Raw genomic sequence first — 23986 nt, 5'->3', positions numbered from 1 at the left:
ATCCTATCTCTAGAGGCGGCTGGACAAGTCGTCCAGGGCCGCGTGCAACTCAGTGAACTGAAAAGTGAAACCGGCGGCCAACAACCGCTCGGGTAGCGCCTTCTGCCCGCCCAGCAACAGGCCGGACAACTCGCCCAAACCCACCCGCAAGGCAAACGCCGGCATCGGCATAAACGCCGGGCGGTGCAGCACCTGGCCCAGGGTCTTGGCAAACTCGCGGTTACGCACCGGCTGGGGCGCGCAGGCATTATAAGGACCGCTGGCGTCAGGTTTGTGTAGAAGAAAATCAATCAGGGCGATTTGATCCTTGATATGCACCCACGGCATCCACTGCCGACCGTTACCGATAGGCCCGCCCAGCGCCAGTTTAAAGGGCAGTAACAACCGCGACAAAAAGCCGCCCTCGGCCGCTAGCACCAGGCCAGTACGCACCAGCACCACCCGCAGGCCGAAGGCCTCGGCGCGCTGGGCGGTTTCTTCCCAGGCAATGCACAACTGGCTGGGAAAATCGTCCAGCACCGGGCCGCTGGCTTCGGTCAGCTCGCGCTCACCGCCATCGCCATACCAGCCCACCGCCGACCCGGAAATCAACACCGCAGGTTTTACCGCCAGGCCTTCAAGCCAGGCCAGCAAGGTTTCCGTCAGGCTGATCCGACTGCTCCACAGCAATGCCTTGCGTTTATGGGTCCAGAGCCGGTCGGCGATCGGCGCGCCGGCCAGGTTGATAACAGCATCCACCGGCTGCGTTACATCCTGCAAACGGGCAACGCCCTTCACCTGCGCACCGCACAGGGTGGCGACCTGCGCGGGATTGCGGCTCCATACCGTCAACTGATGCCCCTGGGCGCTCCAGTACTGGCAAAGCTGGCGGCCGATCAGACCGGTACCGCCGGTCAGCAAAATATGCATGAGATCTTCCTCCTGTAACGTTGGCCGGGCATCGCTGGTCTATTTTATAAGCAGGGATCTTTTTAATCGGGCGCGACCTACGTTTAACCATAGGCCACGCCACACGTTAAGGCATGCCGAAACTTATACCAAAAAACAATATTGTACAGCTATTGGTGTCGGCGTAGTCTGTACCCAAAGGTAAAACGAGGCCTCCCATGACTGTTCCCATCGCGATCATCGGTACCGGCATCGCCGGACTTTCGGCCGCCCGAGCGTTAAAAGATGCCGGGCACGCTGTACAACTCTTCGATAAAAGCCGCGGCAGTGGCGGGCGCATGTCCAGCAAGCGCAGCGAGGCCGGCACACTGGACCTTGGCGCGCAGTACTTCACCGCCCGCGACCGACGCTTCGTCGATGAAGTACAACGCTGGCAAGCCAATGGCTGGGTTGCCGAGTGGGAACCGCAACTCTACAACTGCCAATCCGGCCAACTGAGCCCTTCTCCCGATGAGCAGACCCGCTGGGTCGGCACCCCGCGCATGAGCGCCATCACCCGCGCACTGCTGGACGACCTGCCGGTGGAGTTCGGCTGCCGTATCACCGAAGTGTTCCAGGGCCAGCAACACTGGAACCTGCTGGACGCCGACGGTGGCAACCATGGCCCCTTCAGCCACGTAATCATTGCCACCCCGGCGCACCAGGCCACGGCCCTGCTGGCCGCGGCGCCGAAACTGGCGAGCACGGCAGCCGGGGTAAAAATGGACCCGACCTGGGCCATTGCCCTGGCCTTCGACACGCCGCTGGATACGCCGATGGAAGGCTGCTTCGTACAAGACAGCCCCCTCGACTGGCTGGCCCGCAACCGCAGCAAACCAGGGCGTGACGCCACGCCAGATACCTGGATCCTGCACGCCACCAGTGCCTGGAGCAAACAGCACCTGGACCTGCCCAAGGAAGCCATCATCGAATTGCTGCACGGCGCCTTTGCCGAATTGCTGCATTGCAGCATGCCGGCGCCCTCCTTCAGCCTCGCCCACCGCTGGCTGTACGCCCGACCGGCGGGCAGCCATGAATGGGGAGTACTGGCGGATGCCGACCTGGGCCTGTACGTATGTGGCGACTGGTGCCTGTCAGGCAGGGTCGAAGGCGCGTGGCTCAGCGGCCAGGAAGCCGCGCGGCGCTTGCTCGGACACCTGCAATGAACCGCATCAATCCAACAAAACTGTTGCTCTCCAAATGGACAGCAACCCACCCGCGAAACAAGGAAAAACATTTCCTGGTCACCGAGTTGTTTCGCGATGAAGAAGACAACGTACTGGAGATTGAACTGCAAGCCGTCTTGACCCGGCGCGGAGAACGCCTGACCTGGCAGAGCCTGCAAGATGCCGAGCGCTGGAAAATGGGCTGGCAATAACCTCATCAAAAAACTTGTACAAACTATTTGACTTGTACAGTGCAAAACCTATGATGAGATTAGTTGTACAGAAAACATAAACTGTACAGGAATCTTGTCGAGGCTTTGCCATGTCCTGCAACGTGTCCGTCACCGGCAAACCAAAAATCGCCATCAGCGCCTGCCTGCTCGGCGAAAACGTGCGCTTCAACGGCGGGCACAAACAATCCCCCTTGTGCAGCCAGACACTCAGTGACTATTTCGACTTCGTGCCACTGTGCCCCGAAGTCGCTATTGGCCTGGGCATCCCCCGTGAGCCGATTCGCCTGGTGGGCGACCCACTCCAGCCGCAAGCCGTGGGCACAGTCCACCGCGAACTGAATGTGACCGGCGCACTGGATGAGTACGGCCAGCGCATGGCCGCCGAACATACGGACCTGTGCGGCTATATCTTCATGCAGAAATCACCGTCCTGCGGCCTGGAACGGGTCAAGGTCTACCGCGACAACGGCACCCCGGCCGAGGGCGGTGGGCGCGGCATCTATGCCCAGGCATTCTGCGCACGCCATCCCAACCTGCCGGTGGAGGAAGATGGCCGCCTGCACGACCCGGTGCTGCGGGAAAATTTCCTGACCCGGGTCTTTGTCTATGCCACATGGCAACAATTGCTGGCGCAGGGTCTGACCCGTCACCAACTGCTGGCCTTCCACTCGCGCTATAAATACCTGCTGATGGCCCATAGTCCGGCCCACTACAAAAGCCTGGGCAACCTGCTGGGCAGCATGAGCAAGGACTGCGACCTGCCAGTGCTGGCCGCCGAGTATTTCAGCGAGCTGATGACGGCTCTGAAAAAGTGCGCCACCCGTGGCACCCATTCCAATGTGTTGCAGCACATCAGCGGTTACCTCAAGCAGGCCCTGAGCGCCGCAGACAAACAGGAAATGCAGGCACTGATCAGCCAGTACCGGCAAGGCATCGTGCCGCTGGTCGTGCCGCTGACCTTGCTCAAGCATCACTTTCGCCAACACCCGGACCGCTACATCGCGCAGCAGGCCTACCTGCAACCGCATCCGGAAAATCTCAGCCTGCGTAATGCGATCTAACCCATGAATGTTTCCCCGCAACCCCCTGCCCAACCCGTCGAAGATGTGGCCCTGGCCCTGGAACAAGGCTGGCTGCCGATTCGCGAAGTGGCCCGCCAGACCGGGGTCAACGCGGTGACCCTGCGCGCCTGGGAACGGCGTTACGGCCTGATCGTGCCGCAGCGTACGCCCAAGGGCCATCGGCTGTTCAACGCCGACCATGTGCAGCGTATCCAGACTATCCTGACGTGGCTCAACCGAGGCGTACCGGTAAGCCAGGTCAAGCAGTTGATCGACAACGCCCAGCCGGTGGACGACAGCGTCGAAAACGAATGGCAGAACCTGCGCCAGACCTTGATCCAGGCCATCGGTCAACTGGCCGAGCGCCGGGTCGACGACGTGTTCAACCAGGCCATGGCCCTTTACCCGCCGCGTACCCTGTGCGAGCAACTGCTGTTGCCACTGCTCAAGGAGCTGGAGCAGCGCTGGCAAGGCCAGTTCGGCGCGCAGACGGAGCGGGTGTTTTTCCATTCCTGGCTGCGCAGCAAGTTCGGCGCACGGATGTATCACAACAACCGCCAGCTCAACGGCCCGCCATTGTTGCTGATCAACCATTCCGACCTGCCGCTCGAACCGCACCTGTGGCTGAGCGCCTGGCTGGCCAGCAGCGCCGATTGCCCGGTGGAAGTTTTCGACTGGCCGTTGCCCACCGGCGAACTGGCCCTGGCTGTCGAGCACCTGCAACCGCGCGCCGTGCTGCTGTACTCGAGCAAGGCCCTCCATTTAGCGACCTTGCCGAAACTGCTGAGCGGCACCCACTGCCCGATCCTGATCGCCGGACCGACGGTGTGCATCCACCAAGCCGAGTTATCCGTATTAACCCAGGACACCCCTCAATTGGTGCTGGCCGAAGACCCCTTGTCGGCCCATCAGCTCCTGATCCAGCGTGGGCTTCTCTAATGCATCTGATCTGGCTGCGCAGCGACCTGCGCCTGCATGACAACACCGCCCTCGCTGCCGCCTGCCAGCGCGGCCCGACAGCGGCGGTGTACCTGATTACCGCCGATCAGTGGCTGGCCCATGACGATGCGCCGTGCAAGGTGGACTTCTGGCTGCGCAACCTCAAGGCCCTGAGCCTGGCCCTGGGAGAGCTGAATATTCCCCTGCTGATCCGCCATGCCGACACTTGGGACCAGGTGCCACAGGTACTGGTGCAGGTGTGCCAGGCCCTGTCAGTCGAGAGCGTGCACACCAACGAAGAATACGGGATCCACGAAAGCCGGCGCGATGCCGCCGTGGCCCAGGCTCTGGAAGCACACGGGGTGGGGTTTCATAGCTATCTGGACCAACTGCTGTTTCAGCCTGGCAGCGTATTGACCAAGACCGGCACTTACTTCCAGGTGTTCAGCCAGTTTCGCAAGGTCTGTTACAACCGCCTGCACAGTGCCCTGCCGCGCCGGGTGGCGACGCCCAAGGCGCAGGCCGCGCTGCCGTTCGCCAGTGATGCAGTTCCCGAGCAGGTCAAGGGATTTGCCCCGCCCAGCGACACCCTGCGCGCCCTTTGGCCGGCCGGTGAAGACGAGGCGCAGCGACGCCTTGCCCAGTTTGCCGACGCACAAATCAGCTATTACAAGGATGAACGCGACTTCCCGGCCAAGCCCGGCACCAGCCAACTGTCTGCGTACCTCGCCGCCGGCGTGATTTCGCCACGCCAGTGCCTGCATGCGGCGCTGCAAAGTAACCAGGGTGAATTCGAAAGCGGCGACATCGGCGCAATCACCTGGATCAACGAGTTGCTGTGGCGCGAGTTCTACAAACATATCCTGGTGGGTTACCCACGGGTGTCGCGCCATCGTGCCTTTCGCCCGGAAACCGAAGCTGTGGCCTGGCGCCACGCTCCCGCTGATCTGGCCGCCTGGCAAGAGGCACGCACCGGCCTGCCGATCATTGATGCCGCGATGCGTCAGCTCTTGGAAACCGGCTGGATGCATAACCGCCTGCGCATGGTGGTGGCGATGTTTCTGACCAAGAACCTGCTGATCGACTGGCGCGAAGGCGAGCGCTTTTTTATGCGCCACTTGATCGACGGCGACCTGGCGGCCAATAACGGCGGCTGGCAATGGAGTTCGTCCACCGGCACCGACTCGGCACCGTACTTCCGGATTTTCAGCCCGTTGAGCCAGTCCGAGAAATTCGATGGCGAAGGGCGTTTTATCAAGCAGTGGCTGCCACAACTGGCGGGATTGAACAAAAAGGAAGTGCACAACCCCGACGCTGTCGGCGGGCTGTTTGGCGTGGCCGACTACCCACGGCCCATCGTCGATCTGAAGTCTTCCCGCGAGCGGGCGCTGGCGGCCTTTCGTGCCCTGCCCTCACGCCAGGTGGCAGGGGGTGTGTATGAGTGACTTCCTGCGCCAGTTCGCCGAGTCCTTCGCCACCCTGGACAAACACAACCTGCACCGGCTCGACAGCCTGTACAGCCAGGACATAGCGTTTACCGATCCACTGCACCAGGTCCACGGTATCAGCGCGCTGAAGGCGTACTTTGCCGAGCTTTACAGCAACGTCGACCCATTGCATTTTGACTTCCACGGTTTCGACCACGTGGCCGAAGGCGAAGGTTACCTGCGCTGGACCATGAGCTTTTGCCACCCGCGGTTGGCGGGCGGCCAACAGATTCAGGTGCAAGGCTGCTCTCACCTGTTATGGCACGACAAGGTTTACCGGCACCGCGATTACTTTGATGCCGGAGCGCTGCTTTACGAACACCTGCCGGTACTCGGCCGGTTGATCCGTTGGTTGAAAGGGAGAATGGCATGAGCCTGACATCGCCACGCCGTTATTGGCTGACCGGGGCAAGCAGCGGTATCGGTGCGGCCCTGGCCGAAGAGTTGCTCGGCAGTGGGGCGCAGGTCGCGCTGAGTGCGCGCACCCAAGCGCCGCTGGAGCAACTTGCGCAACGTTACCCCGGGCAAGTGCTGGTGGTCCCCGGCGACTTGACCAACAGCCAGGTGGTCCGGGAAATCGGCGAGCACATCATGCGAACCTGGGGCGCCCTGGACACCGTGATCCTGAATGCCGGCACCTGCGAATATGTGGATGCCAAGCAGTTCGATGCGTCGATTATCGAACACGTGGTGCGCACCAACCTGCTGGCCAGCAGTTATTGCATCGAAGCCGCATTGCCGCTGCTGCGCGCCGGGTCAACCCCGCACCTGGTGGGCGTCGCCAGTGCCGTCACCTACCTGCCGATGCCCCGCGCAGAAGCCTACGGCGCGTCCAAGGCAGGCCTGCGCTATTTGTTCGAATCGCTGCGCATCGACCTGTCTCCCGAAGGCATTGATGTCACGGTGGTCAGCCCCGGCTTCGTCGATACGCCGTTGACCGAACGCAATGATTTCCCGATGCCCTTGAGCTGGCCGGCCGACAAAGCAGCGCGGCATATTTTCGGCAAACTGGAAAAACGCCCACTGGAGATCGCCTTCCCGGCACTGTTTATTGCCACCCTCTGGCCTTTGTCGAAACTGCCGAACCGCGCGCAACTGATCATCGGCAAGCGCATGCTGCGCAGCCCACCGCCACAAAAGGACGACCTGTGAAGATCGCCATTATCGGCAGTGGGATTTCCGGGCTGACCAGCGCCTACCTGCTCAGTCGCCGCCACGACATCACCCTGTTCGAAGCCGCCGACCGGATTGGCGGCCATACCCATACGGTAGACGTGACCGTCGATGACAGACATTACGCGGTGGACACCGGCTTTATTGTGTTCAACGACTGGACCTACCCCAACTTCATCCGTTTGCTGAGGCAGATCGGCGTGCCGTTCAAACCGACCGAAATGAGTTTCTCGGTCTGTGCCCCAGAGGAAAACCTCGAGTACAACGGCAATAACCTCAACAGCCTGTTCGCCCAGCGCAGCAATATCCTGTCCCCCGGCTTCTGGGGGATGTTGCGCGATATCCTGCGCTTCAATCGCCAGGCGCCGCTGGATTTGCAGGAGCAACGCATCAGCGCACAGACGACCCTGGGCGAATACCTGCAGGCGGGCAACTACGGCCCGCGCTTTATCCGGCACTACATCGTGCCCATGGGCGCGGCGATCTGGTCGATGCCCCTGGCGGACATGCTGGGGTTTCCGCTGCAGTTCTTCGTGCGCTTCTTCAAGAACCACGGCCTGCTGTCGGTGAACAATCGGCCGCAGTGGTGTGTGATCGAGGGCGGCTCCAGCCGTTATATCGAGCCCCTGACCGATTCGTTTCGCCAACAGATCCGCCTCAACTGCCCGGTGCAAAAAGTCGAGCGCACACCGGAAGGTGTGGTCATCCACAGTGCCGATGGCCGTGAAATTTTCGACAAGGTTGTCTTCGCCTGCCACAGCGACCAGGCCCTGGCCCTGCTGAACGACCCGAGCCAGGCTGAGCAGCAGATTCTTGGGGCGATAACCTACGCCGACAACGACGTGGCCCTGCACACCGACACCCGCTTGCTGCCCGATCGCCCACTGGCCTGGGCCAGCTGGAACTATCGACTGGACGCCAGTATGCACAAGCCAGCGGCCGTCACCTACGCCATGAACATCCTGCAAGGCATCGACAGCCCCACCACCTTTTGCGTGAGCCTCAATCAGACAGCAATTATCAACCCGCTGAAAATCCTTGCCCGCTACACCTATGCCCATCCCCAATACAGCCTGGCGGCGGTGGCGGCGCAAGCGCGCTGGGAAGAACTGCATGGCGCCCAGCACACCTATTATTGTGGGGCCTACTGGGCCAACGGCTTTCATGAAGACGGCGTGGTCAGTGCCCTGCGCGTGGCCCAGGCCTTCGGGGAAACCCTGTGAACAGCGCCCTCTACAGTGGCTGGATCGCCCATCGGCGATTTACCGCCAAGGGGCATGCGTTTCGCTATCGCATCGGCCTGCTGTACCTGGACCTCAGCGAACAGGAGCAGGTGCTGGGGCTGTCGCCGTTCGCCGGCCGTGGCCGCTTCGCGCCGTTTTCATTGCGCCAGCAGGACTACCTGCCTGAATTGACCCGCGACGGCACCTGTTTGACTGATGCCGTGCGCCAGGTGGTCAGTACGGCGTTGGGGCATACCCCACAGGGCACTGTCTGCCTGCTGACCCAGGTCCGCAGTTGGGGCCTGGCGTTCAACCCGGTGAGTTTCTTTTACTGCTTCGAGGCTGATGGGCAACTGGCGGCGATTGTCTGTGAAGTGACCAACACCCCATGGCGCGAACGCTATCACTACGTGCTGCCGGCCCGCGCCCTGGCGGGCGGCGAGCACCAGCATTTCGCGGTGGCCAAGGCGTTTCATGTGTCGCCGTTCTTGCCCCGGGACCTGGAATACCGCATGAGCTTCAGCCCACCCGGCCAGCGCCTGGGGGTGCATATGGCCGACTGGCAGGGCGAGACCAAGGTGTTCGACGCCACCTTGAGCCTGCAACGCGAAGCCCTGGACCGCGCCAGCCTGCATCGCTACTTGTGGCGCTTCCCGTGGATGACCGCCAAGACCGGCCTGGCAATTTACTGGCAAGCCCTGCGCTTGCTGCTTAAACGCACACCGATTTTCCCCCATCAGGCCGCCGATGGCGCCTGTGCAACTGGGTATCCCAAGGATCGCCGCCATGAAATCCCCTAGCTTATCGGTCAAATCCAATCGCCTGAACGTCAATGGCCTGACCGGCGCGTTGTTGCGCAAGGCCGTGCTGCGTCAACTCGGCAACCTGCGTCACGGCCAACTGGTGGTGGTCGAGGACGGTGAGCGCCAGGTGTTCGGCGCACGGGAGGCGCACTTGCTGGGGGAAATCCAGATCCTCGACCCGGCGGTGTGGGGCCTGGTAGCCGCCAACGGTTCCATCGGCGCCGGCGAGGCGTTTATTCATGGTTACTGGAGCAGCCCGGACCTGACCGCGGTGGTGCGGGTGATGGTCAGCAACCTTGAAGTACTGGATGCCCTGGAAGGCGGCTTGGCCAAGTTGGCCCGCCCATTCACCCAGGGCCTGCACTGGCTCAACCGCAATACCCGCAAGGGCTCGCAAAAGAACATCGCTGCTCACTACGACCTGGGCAACGACCTGTTCCAGGAGTTTCTCGACCCGACCATGATGTATTCGGCGGCGCAGTTCCTCACCGCCGACGACACCCTGGAACAGGCGCAGCTCAACAAGCTCGAACGCATCTGCCAGAAACTCGCGCTCAAGCCTTCGGACCACCTGCTGGAAATCGGCACCGGCTGGGGCAGCATGGCCCTGTACGCGGCGCAGCAGTATGGCTGCCGGGTCACCACGACCACCTTGTCCAAAGAGCAGTTTGCCTACACCGAACAGCGCATCCAGGCCCTGGGTTTGCAAAATCAGGTGACATTGCTGTTGCAGGACTACCGCGACTTGAGCGGGCAGTACGACAAACTGGTGTCCATTGAAATGATCGAGGCCGTGGGCCATCGTTTCCTGCCCACCTACTTCAAGCAATGCGCGCACTTGCTCAAGAGCGACGGGCTGATGCTGCTGCAGGCAATCACCATCCGCGAACAGCGCTATGAACAGGCCAAGAGCAGCGTCGACTTTATCCAGCGCTACATTTTCCCCGGTGGCGCCCTGCCCTGTGTACAGAAGATGTTGCAGATCGTCAGTCGCGACACCGATATGAACCTGCTGCACATGGAAGACTTCGGCCTGCATTACGCGCGAACCCTGCGCTTGTGGCATGAGAATTTTCGCCGTGCCCATGGCCGCCTCACGGAACTGGGCTACGACGAATACTTCCTGCGGTTGTGGGAGTTCTATCTGTGCTACTGCGAAGGTGGTTTTATGGAACGCACCATCGGCACCGCGCAATTGCTCCTGGCCAAACCTGGCGCGGTGACACAACCACTGCTCGGGCGCTTCAATGCTTAAAAACCTGGCCAATGCCGCGCTGTTCCAGTGCGGCTGGTTTGCCTGTGTGATGGGTGGCGACAGCCTGTGGTTATTGCTCGGGCTGGGCGTGCTGGCAATCCACCTGCTGTGGATAACTTCGTGGGCCGTTGAAGGGCGGTTGATCTTGAGCGTGACCGTGCTGGGCACCCTGCTCGACACGCTGTTGCGCACGGCCGGTGTATTTGAATTCAGTGATCCAGGCCCGTTGATTCCTCTGTGGTTAATCTTGCTGTGGGCGCTGCTGGCGACTACCTTGCGCCACTGCCTGGCCTGGAGCGCCCGGCCCTGGTGGCGCGCAAGCCTGCTGGGAGCAGTGGGCGGGCCGCTGTCGTACTACGCCGGTAGCCAGTTGGCAGGCGTGAGCTTCGGGTTTGCCACGGCCCCGACCCTGGCGGCCATCGCACTGCTGTGGGCTGTGGTATTTCCTGGCCTGCACCGGCTCGCGCGCTGACGTCCGTCAGAGCTTTCACACGCGCCCGACCGGCTTGCCTTACACTGCGCGCCTATGACCACCATTCCCCACATTCAAATCGCCGAACCCGCCGTGACGTGCTCCACGTGTGCAGCTTGCTGCTGCCAACTGGAAGTCATGTTGATCACTGACACTGGCGTGCCTGATCGCTTTATCGACACGGACGATTGGGGCGGCGAAGTCATGCTGCGCCTGGACGACGGCTGGTGCGCGGCGCTGGATCGCGACACGATGATGTGCACCATCTATGAGAAGCGACCGCTGATTTGCCGGGAGTTCGAGATGGGCGCGCCGGAGTGCCTTGAAGAGCGCCAGGGGATTGCGACGGTCTACCGCTGACCGTGAAAACTGCCGAGCTCAAATGGGGGAGCGGGCTTATGTGGGCTTGCCTGCGATAGCATCACTTCGGTTTGTCTGAAGCACCGAGCCATCTGCATCGCGGGCAAGCCCGACTCCCACACAAGCCCGGCTTCCACATGGGCTCTGCTGTGCCGGGGAATATCAGAGCGGCAGGGTGTAGTTCAACGAATAGCTCTCGATACCATCGTTGTGACTACTGATGCCTGCGTTGGAATAGTGCGTGGCACGGATCCCCACCTGATGCCCGCCGGCAAAACGCAAGCCGAAGCCCAGGCGGTCTTCGAACTGGAAGGCCCCGCCGATGTTGTTGTCCTCGATCCGGGTGCGTGAGAACAGCGCCACACCGATCCCCGCTTCGATATAGGGTTTCACCGACTCGCCGGCGAATTCGTACACAAACACCGGCGAAAACGACAGGCTGCTGACACTCGCCCGCTCATCACCGTCCCAGAAGGTATAAGCGCCGCTCCAGTAGCCGGTCAGGCGCCCCACATCGCTCTGCCACCAGCTCTTGTCCCAGTCCGATTGCAGGCCCAGACGATAAGTCATGGTCGAATCGCTGGTATGCCCTACCGCAAACTCCAGGCCGGCAGCCTGGGCCGAAACCGAGTGTCCCAACACAGCGGCTGCAATCGCAGCCAAATAGAACAAGCGCTTCATAAGAAACATCCTTTCCAAACGAAGTTGTATGGTTGTGTACCGCTAATCAAGAGCTATAGAAATCACGGACTACGCAGAAGTTCAGCTAAAAAACCCGCTATTTCACGAATTTTTCACAGGCCGAAGCTTCGCACAACGCCGCTGAACTTCCACAGTGTGGGTAGGATATTTCTTAGATGCTGCGGATCACCGCTGGTCCAGAACTGCGCAGCCCGAGGATTGCCCTCGGCCAGCAGTTGGCGCTCGCCCAGCAGACGCTGCAACTGACGCGCCACGGCCGCCCCGGTGTCGATCAGGATGACCGTCGGTGGCAGCATCGTCGCCAGCAATGGCTTGAGGAAAGGATAATGAGTGCAACCGAGGATGATGGTGTCGCACCCGGCCTCGACCAGCGGCGTGACGTACCCCTGCAACAACTGGCGCAGCGCCGGGCTGCCCAGGTCGCCGGCCTCGATCAACTCCACCAGCCCCGGACAGGGTTGGGTGACCACCCGCACATCGCTGGCAAAGCGGTCCAGTAACGCGGCGAACTTGGCGCTTTGCAGGGTGCCCGTGGTGGCGAGCACCCCGATCACCCCGCTGCGGGTCGCGGCGGCGGCTGGTTTGACTGCCGGCTCCATGCCCACCAGGGGCCAATCCGGATAATCAATACGCAAGTCCGCAACCGCGGCTACGGTTGCCGTGTTGCAGGCGATCACAAAGGCCTTGGCGCCCTGCTCGCGGAAAAACTCCGCGACCACCCGCGAACGTTCGCGAATGAACGCCGGGGTTTTCTCGCCGTAGGGGATATGCCCGCAATCCGCCACGTACAGCAGCGACTCATGGGGCAATAAACGATGAATTTCGTCCAGCACCGACAGGCCGCCAACGCCGGAGTCGAACACACCAATCGGTGCATCCTTAACCATGCTGGCTGCCGCAGACGCTGCAACCGGGATCGCGCTTGACCCGCAGTTCGCGAAAACGTGTGCCCAGGGCGTCGATCAACAGCAGGCGCCCAACCAGCGGTGTGCCAAAGCCAGCCAGCAGCTTCAGGGCTTCCAGGGCTTGCAGGCTGCCGACCAACCCCACCAGCGGGCCGACGACGCCGGCTTCGCTGCAGGTCAGCTCGGTATCGCTGCCGTGCCCATATAAGCAGTGGTAGCACGGGCTTTCCGGGCGCCGCGGATCAAACACCGAGAGCTGGCCTTCGAGGCGAATCGCCGCGCCGCTGACCAGGGGCTTGCCAGCTGCCACGCACGCCGCGTTCACCGCTTCGCGGGTGGCGAAGTTGTCACAGCAGTCGAGCACCAGGTCCACATTGGCCACGGCGGCGGCCAACGAATCAGCGTCCAGCGCCGTGCGGTGGGCAATCAGTCGGATCTCGGGGTTGATCGCGCTCAAGCGGCCGATGGCGGAATCGACCTTGCTCAGGCCGATGCTGTCGGTGTCGTGGATGATCTGGCGTTGCAGGTTGGTCAGGTCGACGGTGTCAAAGTCCGCCAGATGCAGCTCACCGACGCCAGCCGCTGCCAGGTACAAGGCCACCGGAGCGCCCAGGCCGCCAAGGCCGACAATCAGCACGCGGCTGTTTTTCAGGCGTAACTGGCCGTCGATATCGACCTGTTGCAACAGGATCTGCCGGCTGTAGCGCAACAGCTCCTGATCGGTCAGCACGGCCGGCGTCCCAGGCTGATGCGCTCATGGCCGCCGAGGTCGATACGGCTGTGGACCTCTTCGAAACCTTGCGCCAGCAGCAGGTCGCGCACGGCCGGAGCCTGGTCGTAACCATGCTCGAGCAACAACCAGCCACCGGCCTCCAGGTGCTGCGGCGCCTGGGCGATGATCAGGCGCAGGTCGTCCAGGCCGTCGTGGCCGGCCACCAATGCGCTGGCCGGCTCGAAACGCACATCGCCCGCCGCCAGGTGCGGATCGCTGTCGGCAATATAGGGCGGGTTGCTGATGATCAGGTGATAGGTGTGATCTTTGAGGGCGCTGAACCAGTGACTATTGAGCACCGTGACGTTATCCAGGTGCAGGCGCTGGCGATTGCGCTCGGCCAGGGCCACGGCTTCCAGCACGCGATCCACCGCCGTCACGCGCCAGGCCGGGCGCTCGCTGGCCAGGGCCAGGGCGATGGCGCCGCTGCCAGTGCCCAGGTCGAGGACATTGGCCGGGGTCGCGGGCAACAACTCCAGGGCCGCTTCCACCAGCAGTTCGGTGTCCGGGCGCGGGATCAGGGTGTGCGGCGCGACTTCCAGGTCAAGCCTCCAGAAACCTTGCTGGCCGAGGATATAGGCCACCGGCTCGCCGCTGCGGCGACGTTGCAGGTAGTCGGCAAAGCGCAGCGCGTCTTCGCTGCTGACGATTTTTTCCGGCCAGGTGTGTAGGTAACTGCGGGACTTGCCCAAGGCAGCGGCCAGCAACAACTCCACATCCAGGCGCGCGGTAGGCGAGTCCGGCAGGTCGGCGGCGCAGCAAGCTGGCAATAATGGTCATTTATTCACCTATCGCGGCCAGTTGGTCCGCCTGGTATTCGGCGAGCAACGGCTCGATCACTGCGTCCACGCCACCGGCAAGGATCTCGTCCAGGGAATACAGGGTCAGGTTGACCCGATGGTCGGTAACCCGGCCCTTGGGCGTAGTTATAGGTGCGAATGCGTTCGGAACGGTCACCCGAGCCCACCAGCAACTTGCGCTCACTGGCAATGGCGTTGGCGGCGGCGCTGGTCTGCTGGTCGTTGAGCTTGGCCGACAACCAGGACATGGCCCGCGCACGGTTCTTGTGCTGGGAGCGTTCTTCCTGGCACTCCACCACAATGCCGGACGGCAAGTGGGTGATGCGGATCGCCGAGTCGGTCTTGTTGACGTGCTGGCCACCGGCGCCCGACGAGCGGTAAGTGTCGACCCGCAAGTCTGCCGGGTTGATTTCAATGGCTTCCTGCTCGTCCGGCTCGGGCAATACCGCCACGGTGCAGGCCGAGGTATGGATACGGCCCTGGGATTCGGTGGCGGGCACACGCTGTACGCGGTGCACGCCGGACTCGAATTTCAGCTTGCCGTAGACGTTCTCGCCTTCGACCCGGGCAATGATTTCCTTGTAGCCGCCGTGCTCCCCTTCGTTCTCCGAGAGGATTTCCACGCGCCAGCCGCGCCGCTCGGCATAGCGCGAATACATGCGGAACAGGTCGCCGGAGAAGATCGCCGCCTCGTCACCGCCAGTACCGGCGCGGATTTCCAGGAATACGTTGCGCCCGTCGTTGGGGTCTTTGGGCAGCAACATGCGTTGCAGGTCGCCCTCCAACTCGATGAGCTTATCTTTGGCTTCGCGGACTTCTTCCACGGCCATTTCACGCATGTCCGGGTCGCTGTCCTTGAGCAGTGCCTGGGCACCTTCGAGGTCGGCCTGCACTTTGAGCAGTTGCGAATAGGTGGTGACAATCGGCTCAACTTCGGCGTATTCCTTGGAATAGGCACGGAACTTGGTCTGATCGGAAATAACCTCGCCATCGCCGAGCAAGGCAGTCAGTTCTTCGAAACGGTCCTGGAGCACGTCCAGTTTATTGAGCAGTGACGCTTTCATTGCGGTTTTTTATCCGAAGAGCTGTCTGACGCGCCCTCTCCGAGGGCAAAGAGTTCCTGGGCCATGGCCAGCGCATCGAGGCGGCCTTCGGCTGTCAGTTTTTTAAGCTGTACGCTGGGAGCATGCAACAGCTTGTTGGTAAGGCCACGGGCCAATTGCATCAAAATGTCTTCAGCGTTGCCGCCATTGGCCAGCAGGCGCTGGGCCTTGATCAATTCTTCGTCACGCAAGCGCTCGCCCTGTTGGCGATAGGCCTTGAGCACATCCACGGCGGCCAGCTCGCGCAGGCGCACCATAAAGTCATCGGCGCCGATCGCGACCATTTCCTCGGCCGCCTGGGCAGCGCCCTGGCGGCTCTTGAGGTTTTCGGCGACCACTTCGTGCAGATCGTCGACGCTATAGAGGTAAACGTCGTCCAACTCGCCGACTTCCGGCTCGATATCCCGGGGAACGGCGATATCCACCATGAAAATCGGTTTGTGCTTGCGCAGTTTCAGGGCGCTTTCCACTGCGCCCTTGCCGAGGATCGGCAACTGGCTGGCGGTGGAACTGATGACGATATCGCTGCGCACCAGTTCGGCCGGAATATCGGCCAGCAACACGGCGTGGGCGCCGAACTCTTCGGCCAGGATGCTGGCGCGCTCCAGGGTCCGGTTGGCCACCACGATGCGCTTCACGCCCAGGTCATGCAGGTGCCGGGCGACCAGGGTGATGGTCTCGCCCGCGCCGATCAGCAGGGCCTGGCTGCGTTGCAGGTCGCTGAAAATCTGCTTGGCCAGGCTGACGGCGGCAAACGCCACGGAGACCGGGTTTTCACCGATGGCCGTATCAGTGCGCACCTGTTTGGCCGAGTTGAAAGTGGCCTGGAACAAACGCCCCAACAACGGCCCCACGGTCCCGGCTTCGCGGGCTACGGCGTAGGCCGATTTCATCTGGCCGAGGATCTGCGGTTCGCCCAACACCAGCGAATCGAGCCCGGACGCCACACGCATCATGTGACGAACTGCCGCATCATCTTCATGCACATAAGCGCTGGCGCGCAGGTCATCCAGGCTCAAATGGTGGTAATCAGCCAGCCAGCGCAGCACCCCATCCGACGAAAGATGTTCCTGCTCTATATAGAGCTCGCTGCGGTTGCAGGTGGAAAGGATCGCAGCTTCGCGGCTGTCGGTGAGCCGGCACAGCTGCTGCAAAGCCTCAACCAACTGCTCCGGGGTAAACGCCACGCGCTCGCGGACGTCTACAGAAGCAGTCTTGTGGTTGATACCCAGAGCAAGGAAGGCCATTCAATATCGCTGATGATGTCGAGAAGCCGACAATTGTCCTACTTCGACTGATTCAGAACAACCACCGTCGTCTATTGTCCTAATGCCCTATGCCTATAAAGGCGCCAATTGAGACTCGGTTATGTTTGGCCGAGGGCTTGTGTCATGATGATCCGACCGCAGGTTAGTCGTCCTCTTCCTATATGAATAGATCTTCCGCGTTGCTCCTTGCCCTTGCCTTCCTAGGCGGCTGCCAGTCCATGGCCCCCGTATCGCCGCAGAGTCCTGCGCCGGTGGAAGACAACACCCCCGCCCCTGAAAAGCCCAAGGTTTATTCCTCGTTCAGCGAAGAAACGGTGTTCAGCCTGCTGAGCGCGGAGCTGGCCGGCCAGCGCAATCGTTTCGACATTGCCCTGGATAACTACGTGACCCAGGCCATCAACACCCAGGACCCGGGGATTTCCGAGCGCGCGTTTCGCATCGCCGAATACCTGGGCGCCGACCAGGCCGCCCTGGACACCGCGCTGATCTGGGCGAAAAACGCCCCGGACGACCTCGAAGCCCAACGCGCTGCGGCAATCCAGCTGGCGCGTGCCGGGCGCTACGACGACTCCATGGTCTATATGGAGAAAGTCTTGCAGGGCAAGGGCGATACCCATTTCGACTTCCTCGCCCTGTCTGCTGCCGACACCGACCAGGACACCCGCGATGGTCTGATGAAGAGTTTCGACCGCCTGCTGCAAAAGCACCCGAGCAATGGCCAACTGGTATTTGGCAAGGCGCTGCTGCTGCAACAGGATGACGAACCGCAGGCGGCCCTCAAGCTGCTGGAGCAAAACCCGCCGGAAGAAGGTGAGATCGCCCCGCTGCTGCTGCGCGCGCGCCTGCTGCAAAGCCTCAACCGCGGTAAGGAAGCCTTGCCGCTGCTGCAAAAAAGCATCAAGAAGTATCCGGACGACAAGCGTCTGCGCCTGACTTATGCGCGCATGCTGGTAGAACAGGACCGCATGGAAGACGCCAAGGTGGAGTTCGCCAGCCTGGTCCAGCAATACCCGGACGATGACGAATTGCGTTATTCCCTGGCGCTGGTCTGCCTGGAAGCCAAGGCCTGGGAAGAGGCCAAGGGCTACCTGGAAGACCTGATCGCGCGGGAAAGCCATGTCGATTCGGCCCACCTGAACCTGGGGCGCATCGCCGAAGAACGGGATGACCCGCAAGGCGCGCTGATCGAGTACGCCCAGGTCGGCCCCGGCAATGACTATCTGCCGGCACAACTGCGCCAGGCCGATATCCTGATGAATAACGGCCGCACCGACGAAGCCGAAAAACGCCTGGCCGCCGCCCGCGATGCCGAGCCGGACTACGCCATCCAGCTGTATCTGATCCAGGCCGAAACCTTGTCGGCCAACAATCAGGGGGAGCGCGCCTGGAAAATCCTCGCCCAGGCCCTGCTGCAATACCCCGACGACCTGAACCTGCTGTACACCCGCGCCATGCAGGCCGAAAAACGCAATGACCTGGCACAGATGGAAAAAGATCTGCGCCTGATCATCAAGCGTGACCCGGACAACGCCATGGCACTGAACGCCCTGGGTTACACCTTGTCAGACCGTACGACGCGCTATGCCGAGGCCAAGGCTCTGATCGAACAGGCGCACCAGCTCAACCCGGAAGACCCGGCAGTGCTCGACAGCCTGGGCTGGGTGAACTACCGCCTGGGCAACCTCGATGAAGCCGAACGCCTGCTGCGCCAGGCCCTGGAGCGATTCCCCGACCAGGAAGTCGCCGCGCACCTGGGCGAAGTGCTCTGGGCCCAGGGCAAACAACGCGAAGCCCGACAAATCTGGGGCAAGTTCCTCAAGGAACAACCCGACAGCCCTATCCTGCGCAGCACCATCAAGCGCCTGACCGGATCCGAGACTCTTTAATTCTATGTTTTTGCGCCACGCCATCGTTTTCAGTTTTATCGCCCTGCTCGCCGGTTGTGCGGGCTTCGGTGCCCGTGAGTCCGTCGAAGGCCAGGGCAACCCGGCACAGTGGCGGCAGCATAAGGATCAGCTCAGCAGCATTGATGGCTGGCAGATCGAGGGCAAGATCGGGGTTCGCGCACCGAAGGATTCGGGCAGCGGCACCTTGTTCTGGCTGCAACGCCAGGACTATTACGACATCCGCCTTTCTGGCCCCCTGGGTCGCGGTGCTGCGCGCCTGACCGGCCGACCGGGGCAAGTGAGCCTGGAAGTGGCCAATCAGGGCCGCTACGAAGCGCCATCGCCGGAAGCCTTGCTTGAAGAGCAGGTCGGCTGGAAGCTGCCGGTCTCCCATCTGGTCTGGTGGGTTCGCGGCCTGCCCGCGCCCGAGAGCAAGAGCCGTCTGAGCCTCAATGGCGACAGCCGCCTGGCCACCCTGGAGCAGGATGGCTGGCGGGTCGAATACCTCAGCTATGTGGAACAAAGCGGCTACTGGCTGCCCGAACGCATCAAGCTGCACGGCTCCAACCTTGACGTCACGCTGGTGATCAAGGACTGGCAACCACGCAAGCTGGGGCAGTGACATGAGCGAACGCCTGACCCTGCCCTCCCCGGCCAAGCTCAATCTGATGCTGCACATCCTCGGGCGTCGTGAAGACGGCTACCACGAGTTGCAGACGCTGTTTCAGTTTCTCGATTATGGCGATGAGATGACCTTCGCCGTGCGCGACGATGGCGTGATTCAGCTGCACACCGAATTTGCCGACGTGCCCCATGACAGCAATCTGATCGTGAAGGCCGCAAAAAAACTTCAGGAACAATCCGGTTGCCCGCTGGGCATTGATATCTGGATCGACAAAATCCTGCCCATGGGTGGCGGTATCGGTGGTGGCAGCTCGAATGCCGCGACCACCCTGCTCGGCCTCAATCACTTGTGGCAGCTTGGCTGGGATGAAGATCGCCTGGCCGCACTGGGCCTGACCCTGGGCGCCGACGTCCCGGTTTTTGTGCGTGGACACGCCGCATTTGCTGAGGGTGTAGGGGAAAAACTCACCCCTGTAGACCCCGAAGAGCCGTGGTATGTCGTGCTTGTTCCGCAAGTATCTGTAAGTACAGCAGAAATTTTTTCAGATCCGTTGTTGACACGTAACTCTTCTCCCATTAAAGTGCGCCCCGTTCCCAAGGGAAACAGTCGAAATGACTGCTTACCGGTGGTAGCAAGGCGTTATCCAGATGTACGTAACGCATTGAATTTGTTAGGTAAATTTACCGAAGCAAAACTCACCGGAACTGGAAGTTGTGTGTTTGGGGGCTTCCCAAGCAAAGCTGAAGCTGATAAAGTCTCGGCCCTTCTTACAGAGACCCTTACAGGGTTTGTAGCAAAGGGAAGCAACGTTTCGATGTTGCATCGCAAGCTGCAAAGTCTGCTCTAAAGGAACCGAGTACTGGGTACTCGTTGCAACAGATACAGGGGCGTCGCCAAGCGGTAAGGCAGCAGGTTTTGATCCTGCCATGCGTTGGTTCGAATCCAGCCGCCCCTGCCATTTTCTATACTCATCCAGGTTACCCTCAGCCTCTAGGTACTGCGCGTGTCCAAGATGATGGTCTTTACGGGGAACGCTAACCCCGATCTGGCTCGACGTGTCGTACGTCAGCTGCATATCCCTCTCGGTGACATCTCTGTCGGTAAGTTTTCCGACGGCGAAATTACAGCCGAGATCAATGAAAATGTCCGCGGTAAAGATGTTTTCATTATTCAGCCGACTTGCGCTCCGACCAACGATAACCTGATGGAACTCGTCGTGATGGCTGATGCCTTCCGCCGCTCCTCAGCGACTCGAATCACAGCTGTAATCCCTTACTTTGGTTATGCCCGTCAGGATCGCCGTCCGCGTTCCGCACGTGTGGCTATCAGCGCGAAAGTCGTCGCTGACATGCTGACCGTGGTAGGTATCGACCGTGTTCTCACGGTTGACCTGCACGCTGACCAAATCCAGGGGTTCTTCGATATTCCGGTAGATAACATCTACGGCTCCCCCGTTCTGGTGGATGACATCGAAGACCAGCGCTTTGAAAACCTGATGATCGTGTCCCCGGACATTGGTGGCGTCGTGCGTGCACGGGCTGTTGCCAAATCCCTGGGCGTGGACCTCGGGATCATCGACAAACGCCGCGAGAAAGCCAATCACTCTGAAGTGATGCATATCATCGGTGATGTCGAAGGGCGTACCTGTATTCTGGTCGATGACATGGTTGATACCGCCGGCACCTTGTGCCACGCGGCAAAAGCCTTGAAAGAGCACGGTGCGGCTAAAGTCTTCGCCTACTGCACACACCCTGTGCTGTCGGGCCGAGCGATCGAGAACATCGAGAACTCTGTGCTGGACGAACTGGTGGTGACTAACACCATCCCGTTGTCCGCTGCTGCTCAAGCCTGTGCACGTATCCGTCAACTGGATATCGCACCGGTTGTTGCTGAGGCGGTTCGCCGTATCAGCAATGAAGAATCGATCAGCGCGATGTTCCGCTAAGGGTCAAACCCTGGCGGCATCAACCTGACGAAAAGCGCCCCGCCCCAGCACAATGCTGGGGCGGGGCTTTTTTGCCCATATCGCCTTTAGCGCTGGTCGCAAACGCTGGGGCGAATGTGGTTATTTTGGAGATACAACATGAACGATTTTACTTTGAATGCTGAACTGCGTTCCGACCTGGGGAAAGGTGCGAGCCGCCGCCTGCGTCGTCTCGCAAGCCTGGTTCCAGCTGTAGTCTACGGTGGCGAAAAAGCCCCTGAGTCCATCAGCATGCTGGCTAAAGAAATTGCCAAACTGCTCGAAAACGATGCGGCCTACAGCCACATCATCGAGCTGAACGTTGGCGGCAAAAAGCAGAACGTCATCATCAAGGCCCTGCAACGTCACCCAGCTAAAGGTCACGTGTTGCACGCTGACTTCGTACGCGTCGTAGCAGGTCAGAAACTGACCGCTATCGTACCTGTGCACTTTGCTGGTGAAGAAGCTCCGGTCAAGAAAGGCGGCGAAGTCTCGCACCTTATCGCCGAGATCGAAGTGACCTGCCTGCCTAAAGACCTGCCTGAGTTCATCGAAGTCGACCTGTCGGCTCTGGAAATCGGTGACATCGTTCACCTGTCCGACCTCAAGGCCCCTAAAGGCGTTGAGTTCGTTGCTCTGGCTCACGGTGATGACAAGGCTGTTGCCAACGTCCACGCTCCACGTGTTGCTCCAGAAGCTGAAGAAGGCGCTGCAGAGTAATTCACTCTGTAATGCCGGAGCTTGAGGAAACATCGCGGACCGAAACGTAGCGAGAAAGCGGGCGATAACGCGAAGTTTATCTCTGGATAAGTGAGCTCCTGTCGTCCACTTTCGCCGCAATGAGGTTGCGGCGATGTTATCCACAACTCCAAAGGAAGGGCCCCTGTCGTGACTGCCATTAAACTGATCGTTGGCCTGGGAAATCCAGGCGCCGAATACGAACAGACCCGGCACAACGCGGGGGCCCTTTTTGTTGAGCGCATCGCCCACGCCCAAGGCATCAACCTGGTGGCCGATCGCAAATATTTTGGCCTGACCGGACGCTTCTCGCATCAGGGTCAGGATGTTCGTCTGCTGATTCCCACCACCTACATGAACCGCAGCGGCCAGGCTGTCGCGGCGCTTGCGGGCTTCTTCCGGATCAAACCCGAAGAAATCCTGGTGGCCCATGACGAACTGGACCTGCCACCCGGCGTTGCCAAGCTCAAGCAAGGCGGCGGCCACGGCGGTCATAATGGCCTGCGCGACATCATTGCGCAGTTGGGCAATCAGAATACGTTTTACCGCCTGCGGCTCGGCATTGGCCACCCAGGCGTTGCCAGTATGGTTTCAAATTTCGTCCTGGGTCGTGCGCCACGCGCCGAACAGGAAAAACTCGATGCCAGCATCGACTTTGCCCTCGGCGTGCTGCCGGATATCTTCGCCGGTGAATGGAACCGTGCGATGAAAAACCTGCACAGCCAGAAGGCCTGACTTTTTTGCGAGGGGAAACACCATGGGATTCAATTGCGGCATCGTCGGCTTACCTAACGTCGGCAAGTCCACCCTGTTCAACGCCCTGACCAAGTCCGGTATTGCGGCGGAGAACTTCCCCTTCTGCACCATCGAACCCAACACCGGTATCGTGCCAATGCCCGATCCGCGCCTGGAGGCCCTGGCGGCCATCGTCAATCCCAAGCGCATCCTGCCGACCACCATGGAGTTCGTCGACATCGCCGGCCTGGTGGCTGGCGCGTCGAAAGGTGAAGGCCTGGGCAACAAGTTCCTCGCCAACATCCGTGAGACCGATGCCATCGCCCACGTGGTCCGCTGCTTTGAAGACGAGAACGTGATTCACGTCTCCAACAGCGTCGACCCGAAACGCGACATCGAGATCATCGACCTGGAACTGATCTTCGCCGACCTCGACAGCTGCGAGAAGCAACTGCAAAAGGTCACGCGCAACGCCAAGGGCGGCGACAAGGACGCAGTGGTCCAGAAGGCCCTGCTGGAGCAGTTGATCGCACACTTCACCCTGGGCAAGCCGGCACGCAGCCTGATGAAGAACATGAGCGTCGACGAAAAGGCCGTGATCAAGGGCTTCCACCTGCTGACCACCAAGCCTGTGATGTACATCGCCAACGTGGCTGAAGACGGTTTCGAGAACAACCCGCTGCTCGACGTGGTCCTGGCCATTGCCGAGGAAGAAGGCGCAATGGTTGTACCGGTCTGCAACAAGATCGAAGCGGAAATCGCCGAACTTGAAGACGGCGAAGAGAAAGACATGTTCCTCGAGGCCCTGGGCCTGGAAGAGCCTGGCCTGAACCGCGTGATCCGTGCGGGCTACGAAATGCTGCACCTGCAGACCTACTTCACCGCCGGCGTCGAAGAAGTACGTGCCTGGACCGTCAAGGTCGGCGCCACCGCGCCACAGGCTGCCGGTGTGATCCACACCGACTTCGAAAAAGGCTTTATCCGCGCGGAAGTGATCGCCTACAACGACTTTATCCAGTTCAAGGGTGAAGCCGGGGCCAAGGAAGCCGGTAAATGGCGCCTGGAAGGCAAGGAATATGTCGTCAAGGATGGCGATGTGATGCACTTCCGCTTCAACGTGTAAGCTGGCTGTACGATCCAAGCGGTAGAACAAAAAGCCGATGCTCTGCATCGGCTTTTTTGTGGGCGATGATTTCTGTTACCTATCACAACGAAACAATCACTTACCTTATAAATCAAAAGATTCAAATACAAATATTCCACTCCGCAGACAAAAAATCTTCTCAACAGAAAACTCACAGCTACTTGTAGACTATTCCTGCCAAGAATAAGCATATCAACACAACCAGACACTTGACTTATATAAAACCTCAAGCCGCCAAGCCTTTCG

At 60.6% G+C, this 23986-nt stretch carries 24 protein-coding genes, 1 tRNA gene and 2 pseudogenes; 20 read left to right on the top strand and 7 right to left on the bottom strand.

Features of this window, described 5'->3' with window-relative positions; all coding sequences use genetic code 11:
* Positions 1–9: 9 nt before the first annotated feature.
* On the bottom strand, positions 10–909 hold the full coding sequence (locus PSH80_RS04355) for a TIGR01777 family oxidoreductase (RefSeq protein ID WP_057437775.1): 900 nt from the start codon (positions 907–909) through the stop codon (positions 10–12).
* Between the two features lie 197 nt (positions 910–1106).
* Between PSH80_RS04355 and PSH80_RS04350 the strand changes: the two genes are divergently transcribed.
* From PSH80_RS04350 to PSH80_RS04295, 12 genes are all read left to right on the top strand, one after another.
* Positions 1107–2093, top strand: a complete 987-nt coding sequence (locus PSH80_RS04350; RefSeq protein WP_057437773.1) for an NAD(P)/FAD-dependent oxidoreductase — start codon at positions 1107–1109, stop codon at positions 2091–2093.
* The gene (locus PSH80_RS04345; protein ID WP_057437771.1) at positions 2090–2305 is read left to right on the top strand and encodes a TIGR02450 family Trp-rich protein; all 216 of its coding nucleotides are present in this window, start codon (positions 2090–2092) and stop codon (positions 2303–2305) included. The genes PSH80_RS04350 and PSH80_RS04345 overlap by 4 nt, the downstream gene beginning before the upstream one ends.
* A gap of 122 nt (positions 2306–2427) precedes the next feature.
* Complete coding sequence (locus tag PSH80_RS04340; protein ID WP_057958357.1) at positions 2428–3387, top strand: DUF523 and DUF1722 domain-containing protein; 960 nt, start codon at positions 2428–2430, stop codon at positions 3385–3387.
* Positions 3388–3390: 3 nt separating this feature from the next.
* Positions 3391–4326 carry a MerR family transcriptional regulator gene (locus PSH80_RS04335; protein WP_057437769.1) on the top strand — a complete coding sequence of 312 codons (936 nt, stop codon included), beginning with the start codon at positions 3391–3393 and terminating at the stop codon, positions 4324–4326.
* Positions 4326–5771: a deoxyribodipyrimidine photo-lyase gene (gene phrB, locus PSH80_RS04330; RefSeq protein ID WP_128593276.1), complete on the top strand. Its 1446-nt coding sequence runs from the start codon at positions 4326–4328 to the stop codon at positions 5769–5771. Before PSH80_RS04335 ends, phrB begins: the two co-directional genes overlap by 1 nt.
* The gene (locus PSH80_RS04325) at positions 5764–6186 is read left to right on the top strand and encodes a nuclear transport factor 2 family protein (protein ID WP_057437765.1); all 423 of its coding nucleotides are present in this window, start codon (positions 5764–5766) and stop codon (positions 6184–6186) included. Before phrB ends, PSH80_RS04325 begins: the two co-directional genes overlap by 8 nt.
* Positions 6183–6965, top strand: coding sequence for an SDR family oxidoreductase (locus PSH80_RS04320; protein ID WP_200660674.1), 783 nt, complete (start codon positions 6183–6185; stop codon positions 6963–6965). Before PSH80_RS04325 ends, PSH80_RS04320 begins: the two co-directional genes overlap by 4 nt.
* The gene (locus PSH80_RS04315) at positions 6962–8209 is read left to right on the top strand and encodes an NAD(P)/FAD-dependent oxidoreductase (RefSeq protein ID WP_057958307.1); all 1248 of its coding nucleotides are present in this window, start codon (positions 6962–6964) and stop codon (positions 8207–8209) included. The genes PSH80_RS04320 and PSH80_RS04315 overlap by 4 nt, the downstream gene beginning before the upstream one ends.
* Positions 8206–9009: a DUF1365 domain-containing protein gene (locus PSH80_RS04310; RefSeq protein ID WP_057958306.1), complete on the top strand. Its 804-nt coding sequence runs from the start codon at positions 8206–8208 to the stop codon at positions 9007–9009. The genes PSH80_RS04315 and PSH80_RS04310 overlap by 4 nt, the downstream gene beginning before the upstream one ends.
* Positions 8996–10267, top strand: a complete 1272-nt coding sequence (locus tag PSH80_RS04305) for a cyclopropane-fatty-acyl-phospholipid synthase family protein (protein ID WP_057437758.1) — start codon at positions 8996–8998, stop codon at positions 10265–10267. The genes PSH80_RS04310 and PSH80_RS04305 overlap by 14 nt, the downstream gene beginning before the upstream one ends.
* Positions 10260–10739 carry a DUF2878 domain-containing protein gene (locus tag PSH80_RS04300; protein ID WP_057958305.1) on the top strand — a complete coding sequence of 160 codons (480 nt, stop codon included), beginning with the start codon at positions 10260–10262 and terminating at the stop codon, positions 10737–10739. Before PSH80_RS04305 ends, PSH80_RS04300 begins: the two co-directional genes overlap by 8 nt.
* 54 nt (positions 10740–10793) lie before the next feature.
* On the top strand, positions 10794–11099 hold the full coding sequence (locus tag PSH80_RS04295; protein WP_057958304.1) for a YkgJ family cysteine cluster protein: 306 nt from the start codon (positions 10794–10796) through the stop codon (positions 11097–11099).
* Between the two features lie 162 nt (positions 11100–11261).
* Here PSH80_RS04295 and PSH80_RS04290 read toward each other — a convergent pair whose 3' ends face one another.
* The 6 genes and pseudogenes from PSH80_RS04290 to hemA all read right to left on the bottom strand — a co-directional run bounded on the left by PSH80_RS04290 (position 11262) and on the right by hemA (position 16628).
* The gene (locus PSH80_RS04290) at positions 11262–11780 is read right to left on the bottom strand and encodes an acyloxyacyl hydrolase (protein ID WP_057958303.1); all 519 of its coding nucleotides are present in this window, start codon (positions 11778–11780) and stop codon (positions 11262–11264) included.
* A 113-nt stretch (positions 11781–11893) separates the two neighbouring features.
* Positions 11894–12688: a glutamate racemase gene (gene murI, locus PSH80_RS04285; RefSeq protein ID WP_057958302.1), complete on the bottom strand. Its 795-nt coding sequence runs from the start codon at positions 12686–12688 to the stop codon at positions 11894–11896.
* Positions 12681–13436, bottom strand: a complete 756-nt coding sequence (locus PSH80_RS04280; protein WP_057958301.1) for a molybdopterin-synthase adenylyltransferase MoeB — start codon at positions 13434–13436, stop codon at positions 12681–12683. Before PSH80_RS04280 ends, murI begins: the two co-directional genes overlap by 8 nt.
* A pseudogene (gene prmC, locus PSH80_RS04275) lies at positions 13430–14258 on the bottom strand (peptide chain release factor N(5)-glutamine methyltransferase). Before prmC ends, PSH80_RS04280 begins: the two are co-directional and overlap by 7 nt.
* Positions 14259–15342 (bottom strand): annotated as a pseudogene (gene prfA, locus PSH80_RS04270) (peptide chain release factor 1).
* Positions 15339–16628: a glutamyl-tRNA reductase gene (gene hemA, locus PSH80_RS04265; protein ID WP_057958299.1), complete on the bottom strand. Its 1290-nt coding sequence runs from the start codon at positions 16626–16628 to the stop codon at positions 15339–15341. Before hemA ends, prfA begins: the two are co-directional and overlap by 4 nt.
* Positions 16629–16810: 182 nt before the next feature.
* On the opposite strand from hemA, the gene PSH80_RS04260 reads away from it, so the two are divergent.
* The 8 genes from PSH80_RS04260 (at position 16811) to ychF (ending at position 23719) form a co-directional block, all read left to right on the top strand.
* Complete coding sequence (locus tag PSH80_RS04260; protein ID WP_057958298.1) at positions 16811–18535, top strand: tetratricopeptide repeat protein; 1725 nt, start codon at positions 16811–16813, stop codon at positions 18533–18535.
* Positions 18536–18539: 4 nt separating this feature from the next.
* Positions 18540–19157 (top strand): lipoprotein insertase outer membrane protein LolB, encoded by a 618-nt coding sequence (gene lolB, locus PSH80_RS04255; RefSeq protein WP_057437742.1) that lies wholly within the window; start codon positions 18540–18542, stop codon positions 19155–19157.
* A gap of 1 nt (position 19158) precedes the next feature.
* A complete protein-coding gene (gene ispE / locus PSH80_RS04250; RefSeq protein WP_115127432.1) occupies positions 19159–20007 on the top strand; it encodes a 4-(cytidine 5'-diphospho)-2-C-methyl-D-erythritol kinase in 849 nt (282 codons plus the stop codon).
* A 36-nt stretch (positions 20008–20043) separates the two neighbouring features.
* Positions 20044–20118 (top strand) — tRNA-Gln (locus PSH80_RS04245).
* 45 nt (positions 20119–20163) lie between these two features.
* On the top strand, positions 20164–21105 hold the full coding sequence (locus tag PSH80_RS04240; protein ID WP_003171603.1) for a ribose-phosphate pyrophosphokinase: 942 nt from the start codon (positions 20164–20166) through the stop codon (positions 21103–21105).
* Between the two features lie 138 nt (positions 21106–21243).
* Positions 21244–21843: a 50S ribosomal protein L25/general stress protein Ctc gene (locus PSH80_RS04235; RefSeq protein WP_057958296.1), complete on the top strand. Its 600-nt coding sequence runs from the start codon at positions 21244–21246 to the stop codon at positions 21841–21843.
* A gap of 168 nt (positions 21844–22011) precedes the next feature.
* Complete coding sequence (pth, locus tag PSH80_RS04230) at positions 22012–22596, top strand: aminoacyl-tRNA hydrolase (RefSeq protein ID WP_032857782.1); 585 nt, start codon at positions 22012–22014, stop codon at positions 22594–22596.
* A 22-nt stretch (positions 22597–22618) separates the two neighbouring features.
* Entirely contained in the window at positions 22619–23719 is a 1101-nt protein-coding gene (gene ychF / locus PSH80_RS04225) for a redox-regulated ATPase YchF (RefSeq protein ID WP_057437736.1), read from the top strand.
* Positions 23720–23986 lie beyond the last annotated feature (267 nt).

Source organism: Pseudomonas sp. FP818, from assembly GCF_030687335.1.
Taxonomy (GTDB): domain Bacteria; phylum Pseudomonadota; class Gammaproteobacteria; order Pseudomonadales; family Pseudomonadaceae; genus Aquipseudomonas; species Aquipseudomonas shahriarae.
The sequence above is the reverse complement of the archived record's forward strand: the minus strand, read 5'-3'. Positions and strand labels throughout refer to the sequence as shown.

Bases quoted from the DNA above. Each gene is read 5' to 3' on its own strand.
- PSH80_RS04305 (WP_057437758.1), top strand. From the start codon at position 8,996: ATGAAATCCCCTAGCTTATCGGTCAAATCCAATCGCCTGAACGTCAAT.
- PSH80_RS04350 (WP_057437773.1), top strand. From the start codon at position 1,107: ATGACTGTTCCCATCGCGATCATCGGTACCGGCATCGCCGGACTTTCG.
- hemA (WP_057958299.1), bottom strand. From the start codon at position 16,628: ATGGCCTTCCTTGCTCTGGGTATCAACCACAAGACTGCTTCTGTAGAC.
- phrB (WP_128593276.1), top strand. From the start codon at position 4,326: ATGCATCTGATCTGGCTGCGCAGCGACCTGCGCCTGCATGACAACACC.
- PSH80_RS04295 (WP_057958304.1), top strand. From the start codon at position 10,794: ATGACCACCATTCCCCACATTCAAATCGCCGAACCCGCCGTGACGTGC.
- PSH80_RS04335 (WP_057437769.1), top strand. From the start codon at position 3,391: ATGAATGTTTCCCCGCAACCCCCTGCCCAACCCGTCGAAGATGTGGCC.
- PSH80_RS04290 (WP_057958303.1), bottom strand. From the start codon at position 11,780: ATGAAGCGCTTGTTCTATTTGGCTGCGATTGCAGCCGCTGTGTTGGGA.
- murI (WP_057958302.1), bottom strand. From the start codon at position 12,688: ATGGTTAAGGATGCACCGATTGGTGTGTTCGACTCCGGCGTTGGCGGC.
- lolB (WP_057437742.1), top strand. From the start codon at position 18,540: ATGTTTTTGCGCCACGCCATCGTTTTCAGTTTTATCGCCCTGCTCGCC.
- PSH80_RS04235 (WP_057958296.1), top strand. From the start codon at position 21,244: ATGAACGATTTTACTTTGAATGCTGAACTGCGTTCCGACCTGGGGAAA.
- ychF (WP_057437736.1), top strand. From the start codon at position 22,619: ATGGGATTCAATTGCGGCATCGTCGGCTTACCTAACGTCGGCAAGTCC.
- PSH80_RS04325 (WP_057437765.1), top strand. From the start codon at position 5,764: ATGAGTGACTTCCTGCGCCAGTTCGCCGAGTCCTTCGCCACCCTGGAC.
- ispE (WP_115127432.1), top strand. From the start codon at position 19,159: ATGAGCGAACGCCTGACCCTGCCCTCCCCGGCCAAGCTCAATCTGATG.
- PSH80_RS04320 (WP_200660674.1), top strand. From the start codon at position 6,183: ATGAGCCTGACATCGCCACGCCGTTATTGGCTGACCGGGGCAAGCAGC.
- PSH80_RS04300 (WP_057958305.1), top strand. From the start codon at position 10,260: ATGCTTAAAAACCTGGCCAATGCCGCGCTGTTCCAGTGCGGCTGGTTT.
- PSH80_RS04355 (WP_057437775.1), bottom strand. From the start codon at position 909: ATGCATATTTTGCTGACCGGCGGTACCGGTCTGATCGGCCGCCAGCTT.
- PSH80_RS04345 (WP_057437771.1), top strand. From the start codon at position 2,090: ATGAACCGCATCAATCCAACAAAACTGTTGCTCTCCAAATGGACAGCA.
- PSH80_RS04260 (WP_057958298.1), top strand. From the start codon at position 16,811: ATGAATAGATCTTCCGCGTTGCTCCTTGCCCTTGCCTTCCTAGGCGGC.